Below are 26,427 nucleotides of genomic sequence, written 5' to 3' on the forward strand. Positions count from 1 at the left end.
GTGCTCACGACTGGATTCGAACCAGCACACCAATACTGGCACCACCCCCTCAAGATGGCGTGTCTACCAATTCCACCACGTGAGCCTGTAAATCAAATTTTCAAATAAAAGAACTTTGTTTGTGACCTGGCTGGGGCTCGAACCCAGGACCCCAACATTAAAAGTGTTGTGCTCTACCAACTGAGCTACCAGGTCTTGCGTTTTGCAATTGGACTGCAAATATAGAAACTTTTAATTTACCTGCAAACTTTTTCTTGATTTAATTTATATTTTTTTATTTTTGAACCTAAAATTGAACATATGTTGATATCTCTTGTAGGCTATATGGGGAGTGGTAAAACATCGGTAGCCAGTATCTTAAGTGAGAAGTTGCAGTGCAAGTGGCTAGATCTTGACCACGAAATAGAAAATTTTGAAAAAATTAAAATTTCTGAGATTTTTAAACAAAAAGGCGAAATCTATTTCAGAAAATTAGAAAATCAATTGCTCGAGAAATTATTACAATCTCCCGAGCCTATGATTTTAAGCCTAGGTGGTGGGGCACCTATGTTTTATAATAACATGGAATTGCTTTTGGAGCGTTCAGAGAGTTTTTATCTCTTTGCATCGCCTGCTGAATTGGCAAAACGCTTGGCAAAAGGCAAGGAACAACGCCCGCTAATTCAGCATTTGTCTGATGATGAATTGCCTGAATTCATCGCAAAACATCTTTTTGAGCGAAATCCCAAATACCAAATGGCAAAATATACTATCAATACGCAAGGACTTTCGCCTGAGCAAGTAGCCGATGAAATCATCCAAAAACTGAAGTTGGGCTAAAAATCATCTTCTTCGTCAAAATCAAACATGAAGTCATCTAAGTCTCGGCGATCTTTTTTGGTAGGTCGCCCTAGACCTTTTTTGCGATAATGCGTTTGCGCTTCTTTACGAAGTTGGAGCAGATCTAGTTGATCTTTTTCAGTTCTGTCTTTGATGTGAAGGCTCACCAGCTTAGCTCCCATACGGCTTTGCGGAATTTGTAGCACCTCAAAAGTATAAATAATTTGGTTTTTTCTCACCTTTACAATATCGCCCACCAGCACTTCTTTAGATGGTTTGGCTACCTCATCATTTATCCACACACGATTTTTCTTCACCTCATCGGTAGCGATGCTTCGGGTTTTAAAATAGCGTACGCACCATAAGAACTTATCAATGCGCATACTTACATTTTGTACCATAAATTGTATATAATCTTAAAAGTTTAAATATATTTGTATCTGCTAATTTACAATTTTAAATTTATATGAAAATAGGAAAGTATATAATCCTTTGTCTAGTAGCCTTTTTGGTAATCTCCTCTTGTAAGGAAGATGAGGATCCGTTTAAGCTTATTTCCCAAAAAGAGCGTAATCAATTAGACGACGAGGCGATTATCATATATTTGAAAGAAAATGGATTTAACGAAGCGGGAAAAGCTATGCCACTCAGCGTATTACCCAAAGATACTAAGTCGCTTTATGAAATGGCAAAACAAGATGAATCTGGCTACTGGTATGTAGTGAATCCTAAAGTTCCTGCCAATAGAGCTAGCATTACAAGCAATACAAAAGACAACATCTTATTGCAATACAATTTGTTTTCTTTTATCCCTAAACAAATACCGAACGAAAAGTCTGAGAAGAAATATGATTTAAAGGTTATTCCAAATATGATAGAATCTACTATCAATACAACGGGAGTTCCGATGTGGGAACCGTCTTTTTACTATATTAAACCTGGAAAAGACATAAATCCAGAATTGTACGAAATCCCAGCATTAATCAATGGATTAAAACATTTTAAATCAACTAATCGCGAGGCAGATGCAAAGCCAGCTGTTCAGTTTCAAGGTTTAATTATAGTGCCTTCTCGTTTGGCTTTTGCTCGCAAAGCAAATCATTTTGTTCAGGGTTACGATCATTCCTTTATTTTAAATTTTGAAATCTATCAGGTAAAACCTAGAAAATAGGCATTTTTTAATCTTAAGAAAAACGAAATCCTTTGTTTAATTATTACTGAACAAAGGATTTTTTTTATGTCTTTTTGTTATTTCTTGGGTGAAATTTTTCGATATTTTTTCTCAGAAATGAACGGTCGATGTGGGTGTAAATTTCTGTCGTTGTAATACTTTCGTGTCCTAACATAAGCTGAATGGAACGCAAATCGCCACCATTTTCAAGCAGATGTGTGGCAAAACTATGCCTAAAGGTGTGTGGGCTTATGTTTTTCTTGATACCTGCTCGCTCGGCGGCTTCTTTTATAATATTAAATACCATAACGCGTGAGAGTTTCGTGCCACGATTGTTGATAAAAACATGGTCGCTGTAGGCTTTCTGTATTGTTTGATGGCTGCGAACGAGTTGCAGGTAATTGGTCAGGACTTTTTGCGTGTATTGTGCAATTGGCACCAATCGCTTTTTGTTTCCTTTGCCTAAGACTTGAATGAAATCTTCCTCAAAATATAGATCCGAAATCTTTAATTCCGTAAGCTCAGAAACCCGTAATCCACAGCCATATAGCATTTCGATAATCGCCTTGTTTCGTTCGCCATGTTTTTGGCTTAAATCTATATTTTCTACAATTTTATTAATTTCTTCGAGCGAAAGCGTATCGGGCAGTTTTCGCCCAATTTTTGGAGATGAAATCAGCTCGGTGGGATTAGGCTTGGTATCGTTTTTTTCTTCTTCCAGAAAATTATAAAAAGCACGCACGCCTGATAGGATTCTCGCTTGAGAACGAGCCGCATATTGTTCGCCTATTTTATAATTAAACAAGCGTAACTCTTCCGCGGTTAACTCCTCGGGATTATTGTCTGGAAACATATTTTGTAGCTTTTGCAAATCACGCAAATAGTTGCTGATGGTGTTTTCAGACAAGTTTCGTTCAAGGCTTAGATGTGCTTTGTAGTCTCGCAGTGTTTGTTCCCAGCTCATCGTTGCTCGTTATCAAGTTTTATGGCTTCTAGAATCATGGGGTCTACGCTGTTCCAAACTTGGTTATAAGCGTTGCTCCCGTAGATGAAATTAGCCATGCTTGCCTTTACAAAAGTATTGAAATTAGCTAATTCCTCGGGGCTGTTTTGAATTGGATTGATGTCCTTGCGTAGTGCATTTGCCAGAGAATCCACGCTGTAATATTTTACAAAATGCGGTTCTTTTATTTTTTCTAAAGTTAAATGGTTTTTATCAATAAATGAAAAAATCGGTCGTTCTAAATGATTGTTCAATCCGTGCTCATAAAACCATCTTCCAATGTTTACGGTATCAATCGGGATAAATACATCTGGAATAATTCCACCGCCGCCGTACACGATTTTGCCTTTCGGTGTTTTAAATCGTAAAGATTCGATTTTTTTAATGCTATCGATGTTGTATAATTCGCCAGAAGCCAATCGGTTGCGAATATCGTAAACATAATTTTTGTCGTTCTGCGTGTAAGGTTTTTGGATACATCTACCTGTTGGAGTATAATATTTAGCCGTTGTCAATCTAATTTTGGAGCCATCTCCCAAGCTTATTTCTTTTTGCACCAATCCTTTTCCATAACTTCTGCGCCCGATGATGATGCCTGCATCTTGGTCTTGAATGGCTCCTGCAAGGATTTCGCTCGCCGAAGCTGAACCTTCATTAATTAAAATATAAATCGGTCGTTTCTGAAAAGTTCCTTCGCCCGTCGCGTATCGGAATTTCTTTTTGCCTTCCTTGTCTTGTGTGTAGACAATCAATTGATCTTCCTTCAAGAATTCATCAGCAATTTTCTGTGCTGCATCTACCAATCCGCCAGGATTGTCGCGCAAATCCAAAACCAAGGATTTCATGCCTTTTTTCTTTAAAAAACTTAAAGCATTTCTAAAATCTTCGGCAGAATTATGAATGAATTTATCCAATTTGATGTAGCCCAAACGGTCATTAATCATATAAAACAAAGGAACAGAACTTTGCGAAATTTTAGTTCGTTTGGCAGTAACTTCAATCTCGTTTCCGTTGCGCAAAAGTTTAATGGGAATTTGAGTATTTAGTTTCCCTTCTAAATAGTTTTTTACAGAATCTCGGTTTTCTTTAGTAATTGAATGTTTGCCAATGGCTAAAATCCTATCGCTGAGCTCAAAAAGTTTAGCATTCACGCTATTAGGTGCGCTGTGTGTTACCACTACCGAATCGTTGTAATTTACATAGCTCACGCCTATTCCCTCGTAGATGCCGTCCATGGCGAGGGTAGTGCTTTCGCCTCGTTCCTTAGGAATATACATGCTGTGCGGGTCGAGATTTTGCGTTACAAAATCAATGGTTTTGTCCACCAAATCATCGGTGTTGAGCGAATCGATGTAGTAATTATCAATTAAGCTCATCAATCTTCGCACTTTTTGCTCGTTTAAGTCATAAGAAATAGTTACATAATCATCGTTTTCATCAATGGCAATATCATATTTTTTGCCCACTTGAACGCCAATGGCAAAAAACATAATCATCGATAAAATGATGAGAATTACATTGAAAACTTTAAACCATTTCTTCATTGATTTCTTCGGCTGAAATTTGAGTGATTTCTACTCCAGCTTTGGCTAAAAACTCCAAGCCAGAAGTATCGGAATATTGATCAATGTACACCACGCGTTTGATGCCGCTCTGGTATATCAATTTGCTACATTCTTTGCATGGCGAAAGCGTAATATAAAGCGTTGCTCCCTCGCAACTTTGAGTAGAAGCTGCTACTTTCAAAATCGCATTGGCTTCGGCGTGGAGCACATACCATTTGGTTTGATTGTCATCATCTTCGCATGTGTTTTCAAAGCCGCTCGGGGTGCCATTGTAGCCATCGGAGATGATCATTCGGTCTTTCACAATCAAAGCACCCACTTGTTTGCGTTTGCAATACGAAAGTTGCCCCCAGATTTTAGCCATGCGCAAATAGGCAATATCATATTTATTCCTCTTATCCATGCGATTTAATGTTTTAAAACCACAGCAATATAATTAAATATTTAAAAAGAAATTGATTTTTAGCTATTTTTTTAAGGCTAAAAGCTTGATTTTATTTAAATGTTTAAAGTTGTTTGAAGGTTTCTATAAGTAAAAATAAGTTTAAAATCACGATAATGATGGTGATAATCCACGCCACGATTTTAATCCAAAGCGTATTGACGAATCGTCCCATCTTGGCTTTGCTACTGGTGAATTTAACTAAAGGAATCACGGCAAAACTTAATTGCATAGAAAGGATTACTTGGCTTAAAATCAAAAGCTCGTTGGTTCCTTTTTCGCCATACAATATAGCGACAATCATGGCAGGAATCACGGCAATCAATCGAGTAACCAATCGGCGCACCCAAGGTTTTAGTCTTAAATTTAAAAAACCTTCCATCACGATTTGCCCTGCAAGAGTCCCTGTAATCGTGGAGTTTTGCCCCGAAGCCAAAAGTGCAATCGCAAAAAGTGTACTCGCTAAACTTGCCCCCAAAACTGGCGTAAGCATCTGGTACGCATCATGAATATCGGCAATGTTTTCGTAAGGCGTTCCGTGGAAAGTAGCGGCAGCTGTAATTAAAATCGCCGCATTGATGAAAAATGCCAAAAGTAGCGAAACATTACTTTCGATAGTAGCGTATTTTATTGCCATTTTTTTACCACTTTCCGTGCGTTTGTAGTTGCGAGTTTGCACCACGCTACTGTGCAAATATAAGTTGTGCGGCATCACCGTTGCCCCCAAAATCCCCACTGCAATGTAGAGCATAGAGGGATTGGTAACAATTTCTGGATGAGGTAGCAAGCCTTTTACAACATCGGGCATATTAGGCGAGCTCACGATTAATTCGTACATAAAACAGCCTGCAATAATGATGATCAAAGCCCCTACGACACTTTCTAGTTTTCTAAAACCTTTAGCCTGAAGAAATAAAATCAAAAACACATCGGCAACCGTAATGGCGACTCCCCATGGCAACGGAATCCCAAAAAGCAAATTCAATGCAATGGCAGAACCTATAACTTCTGCCAAGTCCATGGCGGCGATGGCTATTTCACAGAGAATCCAAAGGATGAAATTCACCGTAGGCTTGTAGTGGTCTCGGCAGGCTTGCGCCAAATCTCGCTCGGTAGCAATCCCTAACTTTAATGCCAAATATTGCAAAAACATGGCAAAAACATTGGAAAGCAAAATCACAAACAGCAAAGTGTAGCCAAATCTTGCTCCCCCTTCAATATCCGTAGCCCAGTTTCCTGGATCCATATACCCCACAGCCACCATAAGCCCAGGTCCCACAAAAGCCAATAATTTTTTCCAAAAACTGCTATTTTCTGGAATGTTGATACTGGCGTGTGCTTCAGCCAAACTCTGTGTCAATCGCTCTCGATTCCACGCTTTTTTCTCCATAGGTAGTTTATGTTTGCTAAAATAAAAGTTAGTTTCAGCTAACAAAGGTATGGATTATTTATTTTTCAGCCTAATATATTTTTTATTAAACTGAGTTTCAAATATTTTTATAACTAAATTTTTTTGGTTTAAAACTTGATGAATTTGGGGTTAAAAATCATTCAAAATGCAAATTATTCGGGATTTTTATCAGCAAGAAAAAGAAGGTTTGGCACCGCACGAAATCTTTTACCAATTATTAGTGCCGAGCGAAAAGCCAAAAGCCACTTTTTTGATTATTCACGGCATGGAGGAGCATAGCGACAGGTATTTAGATTTTGCCAAATTCATGGAGGAGCAAGGTTTTGCGGTGATGCTGTATGACCATCTAGGGCACGGAAAAACGGCGAAAAATACCGAAAATTTAAGTTTTATTATGCCAGATAATCCTGCTACGCACTTGGTGGAAGATGCTGGTGCAATAACCGATTTTTTGCACCAAAAATTCCCTGAAATTCCACATTTTGTTATGGGGCATTCTATGGGTTCTTTTGTGTTGCGATGCCTATTGCAAAAGAAATCTGCCGATTTTCAAGGGGCTATTGTCATGGGGACGGGTGCACGCGTGTTTGGAACAAGCTTGGCGAAAGGATTTTTAGCTATTTTAAACAAAATCATTCCACGCTATAAGAGTGATTTAATCAATGGCGTTTTTGCTAGAATGAACAACCGATTTTTCAAAGATGAGCCTTTGTTTCATGATTTAAACTGGCTGAGCGTGAATCACCAAAACCGAGAAAATTATCATCAAGATCCGTTGTGTGGTGAGCCTTTTTCGGTAAATGGATTTTATGCCTTGCTCGGCGTGGTGGATTGTGCGACCAAAGCTCATTGGGCTAAAAATATTTCGCCTGAATTGCCAATGCTTTTCATCAGCGGAAACGACGACCCGATTGGCGATTTTGGCAAAGGCGTGAAAAAAGCGGCGACCCAAGCTCAAGCTGGTGGGCGAGAAGTCGTGCTTAAATTATATCCTAAAATGCGTCACGAGATTTTGAACGAAGAGATTAAAAATCAGGTGTACTGCGATATTGAAAATTGGATTTCGAGGCATTTAGCCTAAAAGCAAAAGATTGCAACCACGCACATCGCTGTTGTCGAATCTGCCTAAAATCTCAAATTCGTTGTTTGGGTACATTTTGCCCAAATCATCGGTAGCGATAAAGCTACAGGAATATAAATTTGCTAAATCTATTACATTGATGCCTCCTGTTTTTCCTTGTGGCACGAGGCTCAAAGGATCTTCGGTATCGCGGAGCAAAATCTGCATCCAAGGCGGGGTTTTGAATCGCTGATTACCCATAGAATACGCTTGTGAGAGCAGTTCGGTCATGCCATATTCGGAGTAGATTTCCTTGAGCCCAAAAGCTGATTTTAAAATCGAGTGCAATTCCTCGCGCGTGATTTCTTTTTTGCGTCCTTTCATGCCTCCTGTTTCGATCAAAATGGTGTTTTTCATCTCAAAAGGAAAAGCTTCGGCAAAATCAATTAAGGCAAAACTCACGCCGATGAGAATGATTTTTTTGCCCAAATTTTGAGCTTTAATTAAATCTTCTTTCAATTGCTCGTGATTGTATAAATAGTGAATCTGCGTGTTTTGCTGGGTTTGTTTTTTCCAATGTTCCACCATGTCAATCAACGAAGAGCCCGTGCGCTCGGCATAGGCGGGCAGGAGCGAGAAAATCTCGTAATCGGTATAATTTCCAAAGAAATATCGGAAACTCTCGTCCAATTCATCATGATAAATCTTTAAGCGATGCACATAATGGTGGCTCGTGTTTTCGCCCGTGGTGCCTGAGCTGGTAAAAACCTTTTCGTAAGTGCTTTGCTCGGTTAAAATTTTAAATTGTTTAAAGAAAGAAATAGGCAAAAATGGGATTTTTTCTACCGAATTGATTTCCTTTGGATTGATGTTTAAATACTGGATAAATTGACGATAAACCTCGCAATGTTCCGCTTGGAAGTGGAACACGCGCAAAGTCATTTCCTCAAATTCGTGTTGATTTTGGATTTTAAAAATATCTTGAATATTAATCATTATCGGGTAAGGGCTTTGTTGGCTTTAAAAATATGGTCGCTTATGATTTCGTAATTCTGCATCAAATCTCTGTATAGCAAGGCACTCAGTGGTTTGATTTTGTTTTGCTCAATCGATTTAATTAGTAGCTTGTAGGAGTGTCTGCAACATACATCGGTATCGTGTTCTAGCTCCAGCGATTTCTTTAAATTCGGAGAAATGCCATTCTCGTTGATGTTTTGAATCAAATGCGTGGTAGATAGCGAAACCAAATCTTGCAATTGGAGCAAATTGGTGCGTAATTTAGGCGTGATGAAACTATTGGTTTGGCGTCTTTTTTTATGAGTGAAAGACATTTTTATGATTAAATCTCCAATGCTTTCGAGCTCTTTGGAAACCTCGATTAAATGATAAATCTTCTTGGCTTGATTAATGGGCAGATCCATGCCGTAGATTTTATTTAAATAGCCTAAAATATCTTTTTCTAATCGGTCTCCCTCCTTCTCGAGCAAGACAATGCGGTGGTGTAACTCTAAAAATTTTTCGTCATCGCTTTCTGTAATCAATCTGCCAACAAGCGTGATGGATTGCTTGATGTTGCCCACAAAACGCAATAATTTCTTATTGGCTTCGTAAATGTACATTTCAGAAGTGAGCGTGAAAGGAGAATTTACAAAATTTAGTTCCTTGTGTGTGTAATTATATTTTTCGTTTTTGGATTTTCGTTTTTGGCTATATTCTTCGGCATAAGAAGCAATTGGCTCTATAAATGGGAAAACTACAAGTGCCGTAACTACATTAAACAATGTATGGAAAATGGCTAAAATGATAAAGTGATTGCTAAAAAAGCTATGTTGCACCAAAATATGAATAATAAAAGGAGAAATAAAGAAAAATAAACAACCACCTAATACATTAAATCCAAAATGAAAATACGCCACACAACGAGCGCGAATATTTGCCACCGTGGCAGCGATAAGAGCTGTGGTAGAGGTTCCTATATTTGCCCCGATGATCATCATGGCACATAGTTCTAGTGGCAAACCTAAATTTAGTAAAACTAAAACAATTGAGGTGCTGGCACTGGAGGACTGAATCAAGACGGTGAGAATGAGCCCAAGCAACAAAAAGCTGAATTGCCTGCCAAGTGTGATGGAATGATGCTGAAATAAGAATTGAGATAAAAATTCCTCTTGTGTGAGGAAGTTTAAATTGTGCGTAAGGAAACTTAAACCTATAAACATCAAGGCAAATCCCATGCAGAAGATTGCCCAGTTTTGTTGTGTAACCTTTTTAGATAAATAAAACGGCAATGCAAGGGCAATGATTGGCAGGCATAGACTAGAGAAATCTATTTCGTAGCCTAAGGAAATCACCCAAAGCTTGAGTGTGGTTCCGATGTTTGCTCCCACAATAATAGAGAAAGCTTTGTAAAGAGACAGTAAGCCCGCATTGGTAAAGGAAACTGCCAAAACGCTCAAAGCCGATGAGGACTGAATAGCGGTGGTGATGCCAATCCCTGCAAGTATTGCCGTGAATTTTTTGTGAGTAATAGCATTGATGAAATTACGCAACTTTTTCCCCGCAATACGCTGTGCACCATCGCTCATGATTTTCATCCCAAAAATGAAAAGAGCCACCGCACCAATGCTATTGAAGATTTTAAACCAAAGAGTATTTATGTCGATAAAACTTAGCATGATTTTAAGGTTTTACAAAGCTGTGCCAGAACGATTCTATGATGGGAAATCCGATTTTAAAATAAGGCAGAAGAATACTCTGTGAGATGGTTTCTTCTGGAAAAAAATGCGCTTTGCCATTCACCCGAAGTATAAAAAATAGAAATGCGCCAATCATGAGCGAGATTTTAACACCGCCTAGCACCGCTCCCAAAAGACGCTCCAGAAGCCCCAGCCCTAGACTACGGCTCAATTTGCGCAGAAACCCCGCCAGAAAATGAATGGCTATCAATATCAAAATAAAGGCTATACAGAAACTTATGAACGGTGCCGTTTTCCCCTGAGCTAGCCCGCTATCGTGCAATAAATCTCCTGCCAAATCTGCATATTTTAGCCCAAAAATAAGTGCAATATACAGTCCTACGATTCCTGCAATTTGCCTAAAAATTCCACGGCGATAGCCCATGTAAGTGCCATACAGGAGCGATCCGCCTAGTACCAAATCGAGTACATTCATGCCTTTAAACTTCGTTTGTGCAAAGATAAGGTTTGAAAATTAAGTGGAGCAATCTGTTTTAATGAAATCAAAAAAATAATAATCGTAAAAAAAGGAAGCTTCTATTGGCTTAAAAAGAAGCTTCCTTTTCCCGAAAAACACGCTTGTTTTTTTCCAAAATGTAGCGTCTTTTTTTAAAAAAACACCTGTGTTTTTTGGCGAAGCTCTATTTGTTTAAAATTCAGTAGTTTTAGCATTGAAAGATTTTGCCTTTAGCAATGATAAAAAAATTAATATTTTATAACTTATTTATAAGGATAATTTTTACATTTGTTGTATGCAAAAATATTTGATAGTAGGCTTAGGCAATATTGGAGAAGAATATCGAGATACACGCCACAACATTGGTTTTATGGTCGTAGATGAATTGGCTAGAAAAGTAGACCAAAAGTTTAAGCCGTCTAATTTTGGAGAAATCATTCAGTTTAAATACAAAGCGCGTCCCGTTACAGTGCTGAAACCAGATACTTATATGAATCTGAGTGGAAAAGCGGTGAGTTTTTGGGCTAAAAAAGAAAATATCCCTGTTGAGAATATTTTAATCATTACCGATGATTTGAATTTGCCTTTTGGCACTTTGCGCATGCGTGGCAAGGGGAGCGATGGTGGGCACAATGGGCTCAAGAGTATTCAAGCCTTGTTGGGCACTACGCAGTATCCTAAACTGCGATTTGGCATTGGCGATGAGTTTTCTCGTGGCGGACAAATTGATTATGTGCTCGGAAAATGGAGCGAAGAGGAGCAGGCTAAAATGGCAGAGCGTTTGGATAAAGCATCAGATGCTTGTTTAAGTTTTGTCTTTGCAGGTTTAGCCAATACCATGAATACCTTTAACGGAAAATAAATTGTGAACGGAATCAAGAAAATATTAAGTTTTTTGTGGCGTTGCTGGTTTGGGCTAGTGGCGGTTGTTTTTACGCCCATTATTGGGGTGTTTCTTGTATTGCCGTTTAGTTTTAGAGAAAAAGATTATCCCAAGGCGTATTATTTTATGCGTGTTTGGGGATTTATTTTGTTTTATTTTTCGGGTTTATGGTGTGAGCTTTCGGGCGAAAAGCTGAAGCCTAGGCAACAATACATCATCGTTGCCAATCACACTTCGTTTATGGATATTATGCTCATGCTGGTGATTACGCCTAATCCTATGGTGTTTGTGGGGAAAGCCGAATTGGGCAAAATTCCGATTTTTGGATTTGTGTACAATCGTATTGCCGTTACCGTGGATAGGAAAAGCAAAGAAAGCCGTTTGCAAGTTTTTAAGAAAACCCAAGCTAAGCTTAAACAAGGCTATTCTATTTGTATTTTTCCAGAAGGCGGCGTGCCAGATGATACTAGTATCGTGCTCGATAGCTTTAAGCGAGGAGCTTTCTCTATGAGTATAGAGCACCATGTGCCGATGGCGGTGCATACCATTTGCGGAATGAAAGAACACATGCCATATGGTTTGTTTACAGGCTATCCAGGCAAAGTGCGTGTGTTTAGAAATGCGATAATCCCTGCGGATACTTATACCAAAGCCGAAATGCCAATGTATAAAGATAAAGTCTACGAAATCATCTATAACCAGCTGATGGCGTGTGGAGCAAAATAAAAAAGCAAGAAATTTAGATTTTCTTGCTTTTTTTATTCCCCAATCGCTAAACTTTTAAGTTCGGTTTCTTGCCATTCGCTTTGGGCATCACTTTTGGCGGTGAGTCCGCCCCCGACATAGCGTAAAGTATAATCTTTAAACAATTCGGCGCAGCGCAAGTTTACATAAAAATCAGCTGAATTTGCATTTTTAAAACCTAAAAATCCTGCGTAGAATCTACGCTCATGCGGTTCGTTTTGCAAAATAAATGCCATGGACTTGGCTTTGGGCAAACCACAAACGGCTGGCGTAGGGTGCAGTTGTTCAGTGATTTGTGTCGTGTTGAAATTTTCGGGCAAAGTCGCTGAAATATTTGTTTTTAAATGCGAAATATTTTGCAACTCTATCGTGAAAGTTTTTCCAATTTCGGGCTTAAAATCACGAAGTGCCGAAGCGATGTAATCCACTACAAATTGATGTTCTTCTCGCTCTTTCTCTGTCCAATCACGATTTTCTGCATTGGCTTTGGTGCCTGCCAAGGCAATAGTCTGGAGCTTGTTGTTTTCAATTTTTACCAATTGTTCAGGTGTTGCGCCAAGCCAAGTGGTGCCCTCGTACTGAAAAAGATACACAAAAGCTTTTGGATATTTTTGCGTGAGTTTCAGAAAAGTCTCGGTAGGAGAGAGTGCGGGCGTTTTTTTAACTCGGCTCAAAATCAATTTTTCGTAGTTTTTTGCCTTTAATTCAGCGATGAAATTTTGGCACAAATCCAGATATTCCGCTTGAGATAAAATATAATTCGGCTGATTTTCGGTTTGTAAATCAACCTTTAAACTTAAAATTTCGTTTTTGGATATATTTTTTTCGTCTAATATTTCAAAAATCCATTCCGTTTGGTTGTCAAACGAATGAAAAATGAAATTTCGACCATTTTTCTCGGTGTCTGTGGCTTTTAATTCAGCATAAAAAAGCCTTTCGTCTTCAGGATTTTTATACAGAATAAAACTCATTTTACATCAATAATTTTGTTGGTCATCGTAGCTTGTGCTGTGATATGCCCTGTTTCGTTTTTGATGATGATTTCCATGAAATGCAGGCTACTGCCTTTACGCAAAAATCGGGCAGTGGCAAAGACTTTTCCGCTACGCACGGCACGCATGTGATTGACTTGAATGTTGATGCCCACAGCAGATTTTTTATCTTCTTTTTTAAATTGTAAAATCGAAAGATAGCTACCCACCGTTTCGGCAAGTACGGCATTCACCCCACCGTGCAAAAGCCCCATAGGCTGGTGTGTTTTGGGCGTTACTTCCATCTCGGCGGTGAGCGTGTCGCCCGTAAATTCTATGTAGCGAATCCCGAGTGTTTTCATCACGGTATTGTGATTGGATTCGTTTAGTTTAGCCAAAAAATCATCAGTCTTCATCAGCAGTAAATTTAGGATTAAAGTTTTCAGGGAATTTTGGCGCAACATCTCGGTAGAAATCTTCAGCAATTTTTAAAGTTTCTTCCACAGAATGCGTCGCGGGATCAATGATTTTGCCTATGCCCGCCTCCTTTTTTTTGTAATCGCAAAATGCTAAAACGATAGGCACTCCGCCCTTTTGTGCAATGTAGTAAAATCCCTTTTTCCAGCGTGAAGAAAAGCTGCGAGTAGCCTCTGGAGAATTAATTAAAAATAAACCCTCGGGCGAGTTTTTAAGCAATTCGCCAGCGTAATCGGTTAAATTATTGCGTTTTGAACGATCTACGCCAATGCCGCCCAGCCATTTGATAACGAAGCCATACCAAGGTTTAGTCCAAGAATCTTTGATAAAAAGTTTCATTGGGATTCCGAGTTTCCAGAACGCCATCACGGCATAGAAAAAGTCCCAGTTTGAGGTATGTGGCGCACATACAAGCACACAACTATGTATTTTAGAAATGTCTAAATCGTTTTTAAGTTTCCAGCCCGTGAGCGCAAAGGCAAGGCTGCCGATGAGTTTCTTCATAAGGGCAAAGATACTTTTTTATCGATAAATGACAAGTATAAAAAAACGCGAGTTGGTGTGCTCGCGTTGATTGTTTATAGGTTAAAATGAATTTCATAATTTTTTAGTTTTTAAAAAATAAGCCCGCATACCCGATACGGGCTTTAAATTATAACATATGAGAAAAAATGATTATTCGTTAATATTTACGATTTCTTTGCCGTCGGGCAATTTGATTTTCACTTTTTGTTGTTTGCCATCAGCTTCAATTTTGATTTTACCTGGAATTTCAAGTTCTACATTTTCGTTTTTGCCATCGGCTTTAAGCTTTAAATTTTCGCCATCGATGCTGATAGAATCATTATCGGTTTCAGTGGAATCTTCATCCTCCACATCATCATCGGTACAGTTGGTGCATTTCAACTCTCCATCAATGAACATGAAAACTCTAGGTGTTCCATTTGGTTTATTACTCTCATTTGATGTGATATAGGTGTGGTTTTGATTCCTTTGTTCCACAAAACGAGCCCCTTTCACTACAAAAGGAACATTGTTTGGCAGGTGAATGTAATAATCCACTTCTTGATTACGGAAAGGTGTGTTTTTGCCCAAAGTGAAATAATTCGGAATTTCAATTTCGTTAGACAATACTTTAATCGGGAATTTTAATTTACTTAAAGTCTCTTGTGCATCTTTAAAGTTTTTGCCGCGAGAAGTTTTCGTTACTACGATTTTAGCATCTTTGGAATTGATGAAATCAAAGGTGTTTTTATTATCAACCATTGCATAGTCATCGTCTAAAAAGGTGTTAGAATCAAATTCTTTGTTGAACGAAAAGATGAGCGTGTCGTTTGGTGTCGCAGCAAGAGGAATCGAGTTGGTTTTTAAACTTTTAGCGGTGAAATTTCTTGCTTCAATTCCAGCCAAGGTGAATAGGGTTATAATTGAACCTATCAGAATTATTGGAATCGCAATTTTGAGGGCTTTATTAACCTTGAAGTTTTTTGATATTAATTTAATAGTGAATAGTATAATCCCTGCAGTGATGGAGACGAGTGCTAAAACAAGTGCCGTTCCTGCTACACCAAATGTCCATGAATTTTCAACAAACAGCGGAGGGATTTCGGTATTGAAATAGTTTAAGCTACTGCCACCATAAATGAATAGTGCCCCCACAATAGTAAATGTTGTGAATAAAGCCAAAGCTCCTAAGCTAATTACAATCGTTAAAATAATGATTTTAAGCAATATTTTTAAAGCACTACGAAAAAAACTTTCTCTAGGCGGTAACAATTCGCCATTGGCTGCTTTAAATTCTTTAATCGTTTCGGCGTTTACGGGTTCTCCCTTGGCTTGTAGCATATCCGAAACCGTAGTCGCCTTGGGGATTACAATCCATGCTATAATGTACAAAATGATGAGCGATGAGGTAGAAATACCCATCATCACGATGTCTAAAAATGGTGCTAAAACCAATGCTAAACGGATCCAAACTCTGTCTATGCCAAAGTAATTTGCTAGCCCACTAGCTACTCCTCCCAAAATACAGTGATACGGGTCGCGGTACAATTTTCTATTGGCATAGGTGGAGTTAGTGGGAGTAGTTCTTCCCGTTGCAAAGCCATTTTCTGCATAATTTTCGCTTAAATCATCATCTTCCAAATCGTTTGGCATTCCCATGGTATCGATCAGGTATTTAATGTCTTCGCGATTGGCCACCGCTCTACCTTTTAAATGCTCTTGAAGCAGCTCGCCCATGCGATATTCGATATCGGCAATGATTTCCTCTCGCCCCTCATCTTCGCTCCATTTTTGGCGAAGGGTTGCGATGTAGTTTTTTAAATCATTAAAGGCAGATTCTTCCATGATAAAAGAAAAGCCCCCAAGTCCTATGTTGTATGTTTTGTCCATGATGTTAGTTGTTTTTTTCGATAATGTGTGAAACAGTTTGAGTGAGATTGTACCACGAGTCTATCAGCTCGTTTAGGAATTTTTCACCTTCTGGTGTAATGTCAAAATATTTTCTAGGAGGCCCCGAGGTCGATTCTTCCCAGCGGTAGCTTAGCATTCCTGCATTTTTTAAACGAGTGAGTAGGGGGTATAGCGTGCCTTCTACTACCAACATTTGCGCGTTTTTCAATTCTTCTATAATGTCAGAAGAATAGCAATCTCCGCGTTTGATAATGCTTAGAATACAAAGCTCCAAGATGCCTTTTCGCATCTGCACTTTAGCTTTTTCTGTATTCATAGTTGTATAGTTTAGAACTTTCTTATGCAAATATATAAACTAAAAATAGTATTATGCAAAACATAGTACCTAAATTTAACAAATATAATGTGTTAAAATTTAAGCGTGTAGCATAAAAAAAAAACTGCGATCCTTTGTAGGTGCAGGTTTTATGAATTTATTTAGTAAAATTAAAAAATCTTATTTGTTGAAGAATCCTTTTAATAAGTTAGAGCCCATATTCATTAAATCATCTGTAATATTGCCGTCCCCGTTTTGGTCTAAAAGTTTTTCGAGCACATTTTGATTGCCTCCTTTTGTCGCTCCACTTAGCAAGCTACCGAGTAAATCAGAAATATTATTGGAGTTTAAATTTCCTTGCTGTTTTTCTTTGCCCAGAAAGCCCATAATGAGTGGAGCTATGGTAGAAAGAATTTGCATAACATTTCCACTAGAAAGCCCCGCTTGGGTACCGAGGTTTTGGGCTAATTGCTCTTGTTTTCCGCCAAAAATATGGTTTAAGATGCTCTCGCCCTCTGCATTGTTGGTAGCCCCGCCGAGCAATCCGCTCAGATTGTCCAGTATAGAGCCCGAGTGATCGTTGAGTGCATGGTTCAAGCTTTCTGCCCCTTGAGGCGTTTGAGCATTTTTGTTCATTTGTCCCAAAATGGCAGGAACCGCCATTGAGATAACAGAACTTACTTTTGAATCGTCTACGCCTAAACTTTTACTCATTTGTCCTATGACCTGATTGTTGAGTGCGCTTGTAATTAAATTTTGAATATCCATAGTTTTTTATTTGATTTTAATGTCCTCTGAAATGATTTCTAAATTTTTAGGATTTAAAGTTGCCTTAATTTCAGCTGTGAAAATTCGTTTTTCGTAGCATTTTCCTACAAATTTCACTTCAGATTCTATACCATTTTTAGTGAGTTTATAATCACGCTTTTTATAATCAATTTGTTGGCTTTGAGGGCAGAGAGTGTTTAATCTTTCCTCAATAATGGGTTTTACAAAAGATTGAAAGATTTTAGCCTTAATGAATTTCCCCTCAATACTGCGGTAGCCTGGGAAGATAGAATCTAGGCTAGCCTTGTCTACTCTGTAAAAAGGATTAATCATAGTTATGTTATTCTCTTTCTTCATTTGCCCGAAATAAACATGGTCTAAATCTTCATTTACGATATACCAATTCCGGTCAATTCTGCTTTTAAGTTCGCTTTCCATTCGTCGGTTAAAGAAAGTATTTACAGACACTTTTTTAGAACGATCTAAGAATAATCCCTGCTCTGCATCTTGGAGTGCGATGTAATTTGGAGTGCAATTAAAAAGACTAAAAAATAACCCAAAAAAGATAATTGTTTTTATTATATGGTTCATAAATCGTATTTTTAGACCCGTCAAATGTATAAATAAAATATCAATTAGAGCGAAACGCTCCACAAACTATTTAATAAACGAAGCATGAAGAAAGTAATTATTCTACTACTGGTAGTGATGATAGGAATCGTGATTTTTCCAGTTTTTTTGCCAAAATCTACACACGAAGAGGCGGAATATATCTACGAAGCCAATCCTAAAAAAGTATATGACTATTTCAATAATCTTAAAAAAATGTCGCAGTGGTTTGGCTGGAGTGGAGATGACATCGAGACCAATGCCCAATTTTCTACTCCTGCCGAAGGTGTGGGAGCATACTTCAAATGGAGCCATGAAAATGGCGAAGGCGGGTCTGTAACCATTACCGATGCCAAAGAAAATCAATTCGTAGGCTATAATCTATCGTTTGGCGAAGAAAAAGGAAACACTTCCGAGGCGATATTCCAAGTCTTGGACGATGGTAAAGTGAAAGTAATCTGGACATTTGATAGTGCAGAAGTTTCGTATCCGTTTCAGGTATATGCATTTTTCATGCGCCGCAGTATCAAGAAAAATTTACAAGAAGGGCTAGAAAAATTAGACGAGCTTATCAAAAAAGAACAAGCCGAAAACGGAGGTGATGTGCAAGCAAGAGCCATAAGAGAAGTAAGAGAGCCAGCGCACAAGCTATTTGGCGTTATGCAAACGACAGACGCCAATGACGAATCCGAATACAGAACCGCCGTAGGCGAGGCACTTGGCATGGTAGAAAGTTATTTAATTGACGAAAACTCAGTTTCTCCCACTCAAATCAATGGCGATGTGGTGTATTTCTTAAAAAGAAATGCCAGCGAAAATAATTTTGTCGCAGGATTCTTTACCGAGGCAAATGTGCCACAAAAAGAAGGTATGCAATATGTGGAAATCCCAGCATATAAATGCTTGACTATAACCGTGAATAATAATACAGAAGATATAAAAAAGGCATATCAAGATTTAGAAAAATATGCCCAAGAAAAAGGCTTCTATACATTGCAAAGCTCTTGGCAAATCATAAGAGAAGACCAAGTGCAGATTTATATCCCATTGGGACAATAAACTGAAAAAATACCCCAAAAAAGGATTTTTTAATGATATTTTACCTTTTTGTGAAAAAAACAATTAATATTTTTTTGTGATTCAAAAAAGATGCTTACCTTAGCAACCAGAAACATAACAAACAATGAATAGTCAAAACATTATTATTATCTCTATTATTATTCGTTCTCACAAGGAATGAGCAAGAGATTCTATAATGTTTTATGAAATCCCGCTCATTCCAGCAATGAGCGGGATTTTTAGTAAAAAATTAAAAAATGGAAAAGTTTAAAAAGTTTAGCGCAAAAGTCTCTACAGACGAAACACACCCTTCGGCTCAGGCAATGCTTCATGCCATTGGATTGAGCAAGGAAGATTTACACAAGCCTTTTGTAGGAATTGCCAGCACGGGCTACGAGGGAAATCCTTGTAATATGCACTTAAATGATTTAGCCAAAATCATCAAAAAAGGCGTTTATGACAAAGAAGCGGTGGGCTTAATTTTTAATACAATCGGAATAAGCGACGGAATTTCTATGGGAACGCACGGCATGCGTTTTTCATTGCCTTCGCGAGACATTATTGCCGATTCGGTGGAGAGTGTGGTAGAAGGGCTTAGCTACGATGCGCTGGTTACCATAGTGGGCTGCGACAAAAATATGCCAGGAGCTTTGATGGCGATGTTGAGATTAAATCGCCCTTCTGTTTTAGTTTATGGCGGAACGGTAGCACACGGCTCATGCTTTGGTAAGAAACTAGATATTGTTTCCACTTTCGAAGCTTGGGGGCAAAAGGTGGCTAAAGAAATAGACGAAGAAACCTATCAAAAAATCATAGAAAATGCAATTCCTGGCGCGGGTGCTTGTGGCGGAATGTACACGGCAAACACCATGGCATCTTCAATAGAAACGTTGGGAATGGCATTGCCTTTCAATTCATCAAACCCTGCAGTGGGGAGCGATAAAGAAAAAGATGCTTATGCAGCGGGCGAAGCCGTAGTGGAATTATTGAAAAAAGACATCAAACCACTAGATATTGTAACCAAAAAATCGCTTGAAAACGCATTTACATTAGTTAGTATCTTGGGAGGTTCAACCAATGCCGTTTTGCATTATTTAGCCATTGCCGATACTGCGGGCATTGATTTTGGTTTAGAGGACATGCAGCGCATCAGCGAAAAAACGCCAATGTTGGCAGATTTAAAACCTTCGGGTAAATATTTGATGGAAGATTTGCACCGAGTAGGCGGAACGCCAGCTGTTTTAAAATATTTGCTTAAAAACGGATTTTTGCATGGAGATTGTCTCACCGTTACGGGCAAAACTTTAGCCGAAAACTTGGAAAATGTTCCAGATTTAACCGATCAAAACGAAATCATTCACTCTTTAGAAAATCCAATCAAAGCGACGGGGCATATCAGAATCCTTCGTGGGAATTTAGCCTCAGAAGGTTCGGTGGCGAAAATCACAGGAAAAGAAGGTTTATATTTCAAAGGAAAAGCCAAAGTTTATAATTCTGAATACGACGCCAATTCTGCCATTAAAAATGGAGAGATCGAGAAAGGTGATGTGGTCGTGATTCGTTACGAAGGGCCAAAAGGCGGACCTGGAATGCCAGAAATGTTAAAGCCAACGGCAGCAATTATGGGTGCAGGGCTTGGCAAAGATGTAGCACTTATAACCGATGGTCGTTTCTCTGGCGGAACGCACGGATTTGTTGTAGGGCATGTTTGTCCCGAAGCGCAAGAAGGCGGTGTGATTGCCTTGGTAGAAAACGGGGATTTAATTCAAATTGATGCCGAAGCCAATACCATTGATTTGCTCGTTTCGGACGAAGAGCTTGAAAAAAGAAGAGCTAACTGGACAGCACCTGATTTAAAAGCTAAAAGAGGTGCTTTATATAAATATGCAAAATTAGTATCATCAGCTTCAAACGGTTGTGTAACGGATAAATAAAAAATTATGACACAGAATATCACAGGGAGAGACGCAGTAATACAATGTTTATTACAGGAAAAGGTAGACACCATTTTCGGGTATCCAGGAGGGGCGATTATGCCTATCTACGATTCACTTTATGATTATCAAGATAAAATCAAGCACATTCTTACACGCCATGAGCAAGGAGCCATTCACGCAGCGCAAGGTTTTGCGAGAGTTTCGGGGAGGGTGGGTGTTTGCTTTGCTACTTCTGGACCTGGAGCCACCAATTTAGTAACTGGATTAGCCGATGCTTATATCGATTCCACACCCGTTGTTTGTATCACGGGGCAAGTAGGTAGCTCTTTGCTAGGAACAGATGCCTTTCAAGAAACCGATGTGGTGGGCGTTACGATGCCTGTAACAAAATGGAACATTCAAGTAACTCGTGCCGAAGATATTCCTGGTGCCATTGCAAAAGCCTTTTATGTGGCTAAAAGCGGTCGTCCTGGACCTGTGGTAGTGGATATTACCAAAGATGCGCAATTTGCAACTTTTGATTTTGAATACAAACCATGCGAAAATCTTCGTGTGTATGTGCCAGAACCAAACATTTCAACCGAAAATATTAAAAAGGCAGCCGAGCTAATCAATCAAGCTAAAAAACCATATGTTTTGTTTGGACAAGGCGTGATTTTGGGTGATGCCAAAGAAGAATTTAAGGCATTTATCGAAAAGTCAGGAATCCCTGCCGCTTGGACTATCATGGGCGTTTCGGCATTGGAGCGAAACCATCCGCTCAATGTAGGAATGCTTGGAATGCACGGTAATTATGCACCGAATAAATTAACTAATGAATGTGATGTTTTAATCGCTGTGGGAATGCGTTTTGACGACCGTGTAACGGGAGACGTGGAGCGTTATGCAAAACAAGCCAAAGTGATTCATTTAGAAATAGATCCATCTGAAATCAATAAAATTGTGTACGCCGATGTGCCAGTGCTCGGAAGTTGCAAAAACACATTGCCTTTGCTCACAGAATTGGTAGAGAAAAAATCGCACACCGAGTGGCTTAATGAATTTAAAGAATTAGAAAAAGAAGAGTACAAAGAAGTCATCGACGAGGAACTTCAGCCAGCGAAGGACAAAATGATTTCCATGGGAGAAGTCATTAAAATGATTTCAGATAAAACACAAGGAAAAGCTGTTGTAGTAACCGATGTGGGGCAACACCAAATGGTAACCGAACGCTATTATGAATTCGAAGAGTGGAACAGCAATGTAACTTCGGGCGGATTAGGAACCATGGGCTTTGCTTTGCCAGCTTCAATCGGGGCTAAATTAGGAGCCCCAGACCGCCAGGTTATAGCAGTGATAGGAGATGGCGGTTTTCAAATGACAATTCAGGAATTAGGCACCATTTTTCAATCAGAAATCGATGTGAAAATCTTAATTCTAAACAATGAATTTTTAGGAATGGTTCGCCAGTGGCAAGAGTTGTTCTTCGACAGTAGATATTCATTCACCGTGATGAAAAATCCAGATTTTCAAACCATTGCCGAAGGCTACCACATTGCACACAACAAAGTGGAAAAACGCGAAGATTTGGAAAAAGCAGTGGAAGAGTTTTTACAATCAAAAGGAAGTTATTTGCTAGAAGTAAGAGTAGGAAAAGAAAACAATGTTTTTCCATTTGTGCCTACGGGAGCATCGGTTTCAGAAATAAGACTTAAATAATTAAATCATGAAAGAAGAATTCACATTATCCATATACACAGAAGATGTTGTCGGGGCACTTAATAAAGTGAGCTTAATCTTTAGTCGCAGACACATCAACATTATGAGTATCACCGCATCTACAAGCGAGGTGGAGCACATTCACCGCTACACCATCGTGATCAACGAGACCGAGGAACAAGTGAAGAAATTGGTGGGGCAAATCGAAAAGCAAGTGGATATTGCTAAAGCATTCTATTACCGAAATAGCGAAGTCGTTTATCAAGAAATGGCACTTTACAAATTGCGCACAGAATCTTTCACGCAGGGCGATGTAGAATTTGTAGTGCGTAGACATGCCGCTAATATTTTAGATGTTACGCCAGAATATGTAATCATTCAGAAATCGGGCTGGAGAAACGAAATTGAGGCACTTTCAAAGGATTTAAACGACAATTTTGAAGTGCTGGAATACACCAATTCAGGGCGTGTAGCAATTTCCAAAAACATGACTTTATTACAAACTTATATAGATAACTTAGAAAAAAATATTTTAATTTAAAATCAAACAATTATGGCAAAAATAAATTTTGGAGGAGTAGAAGAAAATGTGGTAACTCGTGAAGAGTTCCCATTAGAAAAAGCACAAGAAGTATTGAAAGATGAGGTAGTAGCCATCATCGGCTACGGTGTGCAAGGTCCAGGGCAAGCATTAAACTTAAAAGATAACGGAGTAAATGTAATCGTAGGACAACGCAAAAACTCAAAATCTTGGGACAAAGCCGTAGAAGATGGTTGGGTGACAGGCGAAACGCTTTTTGAAATCGAGGAAGCAGCAGAAAAAGCAACTATTATTGAATATTTACTTTCAGATGCAGGACAAATTTCTCAGTGGGATAAAGTAAAAAAACATTTAACTAAAGGTAAAGCCCTTTATTTCTCTCACGGATTCGGTATCACTTTCAACGACCAAACAGGCATCGTTCCGCCAGCAGATGTAGATGTGATTTTGGTAGCACCAAAAGGTTCAGGTCGTTCGCTTAGAACTTTATTCTTGGAGGGAAAAGGCTTAAACTCAAGTTATGCCATTTACCAAGATGCCACAGGAAAAGCCTATGATCGTGTCATCGCTTTAGGTATCGGAATAGGTTCTGGCTATTTGTTTGAAACCGATTTTAAACGCGAAGTGTATTCAGACTTAACAGGTGAACGAGGCGTATTGATGGGAGCCATTGCAGGCTTATTCGAAGCGCAATACAATGTATTGAGAGCACACGGGCACACACCATCTGAAGCATTTAATGAAACAGTGGAAGAGCTTACACAAAGTTTAATGCCGCTTGTAGCTCAAAACGGAATGGACTGGATGTATGCCAACTGCTCAACAACAGCACAGCGTGGAGCTCTGGACTGGAAAAATAAATTCCGTGATGTGACTTCGCCAGTCTTTGAAGAATTGTACCAAAGTGTGGCTTCTGGAAACGAGGCTAAAAAGACCATCGAGGCAAATTCAAAAGAAGGTTACAGAGATTCGCTCAATCAAGAGTTAAAAGAAATCAGAGAATCAGAAATCTGGGAAACAGGTCGTGCTGTGAGACAATTAAGACCAGAAAATAATTAAAAATATATTTTTTAAAAACCTACTCAGATATCATATTTGGGTAGGTTTTTAGACTAAAAAAATACGCAAAAAATGAATTTCGTAAATCAAGAAAATGTAGCACAAGCGGCAGAACGCATTCAAGAGGTGATTCGCAGAACGCCTTTAGACAAAAACTTAAACGCTTCTGCCACTTATGGTGCAAATATTTGGTATAAAAGAGAAGATTTACAAACCGTTCGCTCCTATAAAATTCGTGGAGCTTACAACAAAATTGTACAATTAAGCCCAGAAGAAAAAGCCAAAGGTGTAGTGTGTGCCAGTGCAGGAAATCATGCACAGGGTGTGGCACTTTCTTGTGCTAAATTAAAGATTAAAGGAAAAATCTTTATGCCAAAACCTACGCCTAAGCAAAAGGTGAATCAAGTGAAAATGTTTGGCGGAGAGTGGATAGAAACCGTGCTCATCGGCGATACATTTGATGATAGCAACGATGCCGCTTTGAGCGAAGTGGCAGCTTCGGGAGCTACTTATATTCCGCCGTTCAACGATGAGCAAATCATCATAGGGCAGGCAACGATTGCCAAAGAAATTTTGGAACAAACCAGCGAGCCGATTGATTATGTGATTTTGCCCGTAGGAGGTGGTGGATTGGCTTCAGGCGTTTCGTCTTATTTTAAATTGCTCAGCCCTAATACCAAAATCATTGCCGTAGAACCTTTAGGAGCACCAAGTTTAACGAAGTCTTTGGAGAAAGGAGAAGTCGTGGAATTGGATAAAATCGATAAATTCGTAGATGGTGCCGCTGTCAAGAAAATTGGGGATTTAACATTTTCTGTGATGAAGGAAACCATTGATCAAGTGCTTTTGATAGATGAAGGGCAAGTATGCGTTGAGGTGCTTAATATTTATAACAAAGATGCCATTGTGCTTGAGCCTGCGGGAGCTTTGTCCATTGCGGCATTGGAGCATTTGAAAGATGAAATCAAAGGGAAAAATGTAGTTTGTGTTCTTTCAGGAAGCAATAACGACATTACCCGAATGGAGGATATGAAAGAAAAAGCACTTTTATTCCAAGGTTTAAAACATTATTTCATCATTGATTTTCCGCAGAGAGCAGGGGCGTTGCGCGATTTTGTGAACCAAGCTCTGGGCGATGGCGTGGATATTACTTATTTCCAATATGTGAAGAGAGTAAACCGAGAGTCGGGACCCGTGGTCTTGGGCGTGGAATTAAGCGAGAAAAAGGATTTAGATGCTTTGATTGAGCGATTTGATAATTTTGATTTTGAATATCAATATTTGAACGATAATCACTTGCTTTTTTCAACTTTGATTAATTAAAAATATTCAGAAATTTATTCATAAAAAAATAGCGTCAAAAACATGTTTTTGACGCTATTTTTTGTTTTATAAAGAGATGTGATTAATCTCTGATTTTGCTTAAAAGTCTTAGGATTTCTAGATATAACCAAACCAAAGTTACAAGTAATCCAAAGGCAGCATACCATTCCATGTTTTTATTAGCACCACGCTCAATTTGAGTTTCGATGAAATCAAAATCAATGGCAAGGTTTAATGCTGCAATTCCTACTACAAAAATGCTAAACCCGATACCAATCCACCCGCTTTGATAAATAAAAGGGATGCTAACACCGAAAAAGCTAAGCAGAATGCTCACTCCGTAAAGAATTGCAATTCCTAAAGTTGCTCCAAAAACTACACTTTTAAAGCGATCGGTAACTTTAATGATTTTAAATCTATAAAGTGCTAACATGGCTAAAAACACGCCCATAGTTCCCATGATTGCCTGTGCAGCAATGCCTGGATAGTTAGCTTCAAAAAATAGAGAGATGATACCCAAGAAAAGCCCTTCCAGAACGGCATATACAGGCGAGGCAAAGGGTGCGATATTTGGTTTGAAGGTAATGACTAGTGCTAAGATAAACCCACCGATTACACTTCCCCAAAGATAAGGCATAAAGTTAAACTCATTGTCCAGCAATAACTTTTCGTCAATATATTGCCAAGAAAAATAAGCAGTAACGGCAGTGATGAGAATGAGTAAAAACGATTTTCCGATTACTCCGTTCAAGGTCATAATACCGCCCAGATCCGTGGTGCGAGTCATATCAAACGCCTTGGTCTGCAAAACTGGATTGGTTGATTTGTTTTCCATAAAACATTCATTTTTTAATTGCTATGGGGTCAAATCTACTAAATATTTGTTGTATATACCAAATTTTTAAGAATGATCGATATTGTACTTTTTGTTAATAAATAGGGTTTGAAATCATAAAATTTCAAT

The 26,427-nt window shown here is 38.7% G+C and carries 27 protein-coding genes and 2 tRNA genes; 11 read left to right on the forward strand and 18 right to left on the reverse strand.

What is annotated here, in order from left to right:
• Nucleotide 1: 1 nt before the first annotated feature.
• A tRNA-Leu gene (locus ORNRH_RS07510) sits at nucleotides 2-85 on the reverse strand.
• Between the two features lie 37 nt (nucleotides 86-122).
• Nucleotides 123-195, reverse strand: a tRNA-Lys gene (locus ORNRH_RS07515).
• Between the two features lie 105 nt (nucleotides 196-300).
• Between ORNRH_RS07515 and ORNRH_RS07520 the strand changes: the two genes are divergently transcribed.
• The gene (locus ORNRH_RS07520) at nucleotides 301-819 is read left to right on the forward strand and encodes a shikimate kinase (protein WP_014791268.1); all 519 of its coding nucleotides are present in this window, start codon (nucleotides 301-303) and stop codon (nucleotides 817-819) included.
• On the opposite strand, the gene ORNRH_RS07525 is transcribed toward ORNRH_RS07520, so the two are convergent.
• Nucleotides 816-1,202 carry an RNA-binding S4 domain-containing protein gene (locus tag ORNRH_RS07525; protein ID WP_036601795.1) on the reverse strand — a complete coding sequence of 129 codons (387 nt, stop codon included), beginning with the start codon at nucleotides 1,200-1,202 and terminating at the stop codon, nucleotides 816-818. The genes ORNRH_RS07520 and ORNRH_RS07525 overlap by 4 nt on opposite strands.
• Nucleotides 1,203-1,285: 83 nt before the next feature.
• On the opposite strand from ORNRH_RS07525, the gene ORNRH_RS07530 reads away from it, so the two are divergent.
• Nucleotides 1,286-1,990 (forward strand): hypothetical protein, encoded by a 705-nt coding sequence (locus tag ORNRH_RS07530; protein ID WP_014791270.1) that lies wholly within the window; start codon nucleotides 1,286-1,288, stop codon nucleotides 1,988-1,990.
• A 64-nt stretch (nucleotides 1,991-2,054) separates the two neighbouring features.
• On the opposite strand, the gene xerA is transcribed toward ORNRH_RS07530, so the two are convergent.
• From xerA to ORNRH_RS07550, 4 genes are all read right to left on the reverse strand, one after another.
• Nucleotides 2,055-2,954 (reverse strand): site-specific tyrosine recombinase/integron integrase, encoded by a 900-nt coding sequence (xerA, locus tag ORNRH_RS07535; RefSeq protein WP_014791271.1) that lies wholly within the window; start codon nucleotides 2,952-2,954, stop codon nucleotides 2,055-2,057.
• Complete coding sequence (locus tag ORNRH_RS07540; RefSeq protein ID WP_014791272.1) at nucleotides 2,951-4,537, reverse strand: S41 family peptidase; 1,587 nt, start codon at nucleotides 4,535-4,537, stop codon at nucleotides 2,951-2,953. The genes xerA and ORNRH_RS07540 overlap by 4 nt, the downstream gene beginning before the upstream one ends.
• Nucleotides 4,521-4,961: a deoxycytidylate deaminase gene (locus ORNRH_RS07545; protein WP_014791273.1), complete on the reverse strand. Its 441-nt coding sequence runs from the start codon at nucleotides 4,959-4,961 to the stop codon at nucleotides 4,521-4,523. The genes ORNRH_RS07540 and ORNRH_RS07545 overlap by 17 nt, the downstream gene beginning before the upstream one ends.
• Before the next feature lie 103 nt (nucleotides 4,962-5,064).
• Nucleotides 5,065-6,390: an Nramp family divalent metal transporter gene (locus ORNRH_RS07550; protein ID WP_036601729.1), complete on the reverse strand. Its 1,326-nt coding sequence runs from the start codon at nucleotides 6,388-6,390 to the stop codon at nucleotides 5,065-5,067.
• Between the two features lie 166 nt (nucleotides 6,391-6,556).
• Here ORNRH_RS07550 and ORNRH_RS07555 point away from each other — a divergent pair, with 166 nt between their 5' ends.
• Nucleotides 6,557-7,492, forward strand: coding sequence for an alpha/beta fold hydrolase (locus ORNRH_RS07555; protein WP_014791275.1), 936 nt, complete (start codon nucleotides 6,557-6,559; stop codon nucleotides 7,490-7,492).
• Here the strand turns inward: ORNRH_RS07555 and ORNRH_RS07560 are convergent.
• The 3 genes from ORNRH_RS07560 to ORNRH_RS07570 are packed head-to-tail and all read right to left on the reverse strand — an operon-like array spanning nucleotide 7,484 to nucleotide 10,642.
• A complete protein-coding gene (locus ORNRH_RS07560) occupies nucleotides 7,484-8,467 on the reverse strand; it encodes a LuxE/PaaK family acyltransferase (protein WP_014791276.1) in 984 nt (327 codons plus the stop codon). The genes ORNRH_RS07555 and ORNRH_RS07560 overlap by 9 nt on opposite strands.
• Entirely contained in the window at nucleotides 8,467-10,146 is a 1,680-nt protein-coding gene (locus tag ORNRH_RS07565; RefSeq protein WP_014791277.1) for a Na/Pi cotransporter family protein, read from the reverse strand. Before ORNRH_RS07565 ends, ORNRH_RS07560 begins: the two co-directional genes overlap by 1 nt.
• 4 nt (nucleotides 10,147-10,150) lie before the next feature.
• Nucleotides 10,151-10,642 (reverse strand): CvpA family protein, encoded by a 492-nt coding sequence (locus tag ORNRH_RS07570; protein WP_014791278.1) that lies wholly within the window; start codon nucleotides 10,640-10,642, stop codon nucleotides 10,151-10,153.
• Nucleotides 10,643-10,958: 316 nt separating this feature from the next.
• Here ORNRH_RS07570 and pth point away from each other — a divergent pair, with 316 nt between their 5' ends.
• Nucleotides 10,959-11,525 (forward strand): aminoacyl-tRNA hydrolase, encoded by a 567-nt coding sequence (gene pth, locus ORNRH_RS07575; protein ID WP_014791279.1) that lies wholly within the window; start codon nucleotides 10,959-10,961, stop codon nucleotides 11,523-11,525.
• A 3-nt stretch (nucleotides 11,526-11,528) separates the two neighbouring features.
• Entirely contained in the window at nucleotides 11,529-12,272 is a 744-nt protein-coding gene (locus tag ORNRH_RS07580) for a lysophospholipid acyltransferase family protein (RefSeq protein WP_014791280.1), read from the forward strand.
• Between the two features lie 32 nt (nucleotides 12,273-12,304).
• Here the strand turns inward: ORNRH_RS07580 and ORNRH_RS07585 are convergent, their stop codons facing one another.
• The 7 genes from ORNRH_RS07585 to ORNRH_RS07615 all read right to left on the reverse strand — a co-directional run bounded on the left by ORNRH_RS07585 (nucleotide 12,305) and on the right by ORNRH_RS07615 (nucleotide 17,828).
• Nucleotides 12,305-13,261 carry a chorismate-binding protein gene (locus ORNRH_RS07585; protein WP_014791281.1) on the reverse strand — a complete coding sequence of 319 codons (957 nt, stop codon included), beginning with the start codon at nucleotides 13,259-13,261 and terminating at the stop codon, nucleotides 12,305-12,307.
• Nucleotides 13,258-13,677, reverse strand: a complete 420-nt coding sequence (locus ORNRH_RS07590; RefSeq protein WP_014791282.1) for a PaaI family thioesterase — start codon at nucleotides 13,675-13,677, stop codon at nucleotides 13,258-13,260. Before ORNRH_RS07590 ends, ORNRH_RS07585 begins: the two co-directional genes overlap by 4 nt.
• Entirely contained in the window at nucleotides 13,667-14,242 is a 576-nt protein-coding gene (locus tag ORNRH_RS07595; protein WP_014791283.1) for a 1-acyl-sn-glycerol-3-phosphate acyltransferase, read from the reverse strand. Before ORNRH_RS07595 ends, ORNRH_RS07590 begins: the two co-directional genes overlap by 11 nt.
• A gap of 171 nt (nucleotides 14,243-14,413) precedes the next feature.
• Nucleotides 14,414-16,132 carry a PspC domain-containing protein gene (locus ORNRH_RS07600; protein ID WP_014791284.1) on the reverse strand — a complete coding sequence of 573 codons (1,719 nt, stop codon included), beginning with the start codon at nucleotides 16,130-16,132 and terminating at the stop codon, nucleotides 14,414-14,416.
• Nucleotides 16,133-16,136: 4 nt separating this feature from the next.
• The gene (locus ORNRH_RS07605) at nucleotides 16,137-16,469 is read right to left on the reverse strand and encodes a PadR family transcriptional regulator (RefSeq protein ID WP_014791285.1); all 333 of its coding nucleotides are present in this window, start codon (nucleotides 16,467-16,469) and stop codon (nucleotides 16,137-16,139) included.
• A 180-nt stretch (nucleotides 16,470-16,649) separates the two neighbouring features.
• A complete protein-coding gene (locus ORNRH_RS07610) occupies nucleotides 16,650-17,237 on the reverse strand; it encodes a DUF937 domain-containing protein (RefSeq protein ID WP_014791286.1) in 588 nt (195 codons plus the stop codon).
• A 6-nt stretch (nucleotides 17,238-17,243) separates the two neighbouring features.
• Nucleotides 17,244-17,828 (reverse strand): hypothetical protein, encoded by a 585-nt coding sequence (locus ORNRH_RS07615; RefSeq protein ID WP_014791287.1) that lies wholly within the window; start codon nucleotides 17,826-17,828, stop codon nucleotides 17,244-17,246.
• Nucleotides 17,829-17,912: 84 nt separating this feature from the next.
• Between ORNRH_RS07615 and ORNRH_RS07620 the strand changes: the two genes are divergently transcribed.
• The 6 genes from ORNRH_RS07620 to ilvA all read left to right on the forward strand — a co-directional run bounded on the left by ORNRH_RS07620 (nucleotide 17,913) and on the right by ilvA (nucleotide 25,463).
• Nucleotides 17,913-18,905 (forward strand): GyrI-like domain-containing protein, encoded by a 993-nt coding sequence (locus tag ORNRH_RS07620; RefSeq protein WP_014791288.1) that lies wholly within the window; start codon nucleotides 17,913-17,915, stop codon nucleotides 18,903-18,905.
• A 257-nt stretch (nucleotides 18,906-19,162) separates the two neighbouring features.
• A complete protein-coding gene (gene ilvD / locus ORNRH_RS07625; RefSeq protein ID WP_014791289.1) occupies nucleotides 19,163-20,839 on the forward strand; it encodes a dihydroxy-acid dehydratase in 1,677 nt (558 codons plus the stop codon).
• A 6-nt stretch (nucleotides 20,840-20,845) separates the two neighbouring features.
• Entirely contained in the window at nucleotides 20,846-22,540 is a 1,695-nt protein-coding gene (gene ilvB / locus ORNRH_RS07630) for a biosynthetic-type acetolactate synthase large subunit (RefSeq protein WP_014791290.1), read from the forward strand.
• A gap of 7 nt (nucleotides 22,541-22,547) precedes the next feature.
• Nucleotides 22,548-23,081 carry an acetolactate synthase small subunit gene (gene ilvN / locus ORNRH_RS07635; protein WP_014791291.1) on the forward strand — a complete coding sequence of 178 codons (534 nt, stop codon included), beginning with the start codon at nucleotides 22,548-22,550 and terminating at the stop codon, nucleotides 23,079-23,081.
• A gap of 12 nt (nucleotides 23,082-23,093) precedes the next feature.
• Complete coding sequence (ilvC, locus tag ORNRH_RS07640) at nucleotides 23,094-24,140, forward strand: ketol-acid reductoisomerase (RefSeq protein WP_014791292.1); 1,047 nt, start codon at nucleotides 23,094-23,096, stop codon at nucleotides 24,138-24,140.
• 72 nt (nucleotides 24,141-24,212) lie between these two features.
• Entirely contained in the window at nucleotides 24,213-25,463 is a 1,251-nt protein-coding gene (gene ilvA, locus ORNRH_RS07645) for a threonine ammonia-lyase (RefSeq protein WP_014791293.1), read from the forward strand.
• Between the two features lie 82 nt (nucleotides 25,464-25,545).
• On the opposite strand, the gene ORNRH_RS07650 is transcribed toward ilvA, so the two are convergent.
• Nucleotides 25,546-26,298, reverse strand: a complete 753-nt coding sequence (locus tag ORNRH_RS07650; RefSeq protein ID WP_014791294.1) for a Bax inhibitor-1/YccA family protein — start codon at nucleotides 26,296-26,298, stop codon at nucleotides 25,546-25,548.
• Nucleotides 26,299-26,427 lie beyond the last annotated feature (129 nt).

The sequence above is a fragment of the Ornithobacterium rhinotracheale DSM 15997 genome (assembly GCF_000265465.1).
In the GTDB taxonomy this organism is placed as follows: domain Bacteria; phylum Bacteroidota; class Bacteroidia; order Flavobacteriales; family Weeksellaceae; genus Ornithobacterium; species Ornithobacterium rhinotracheale.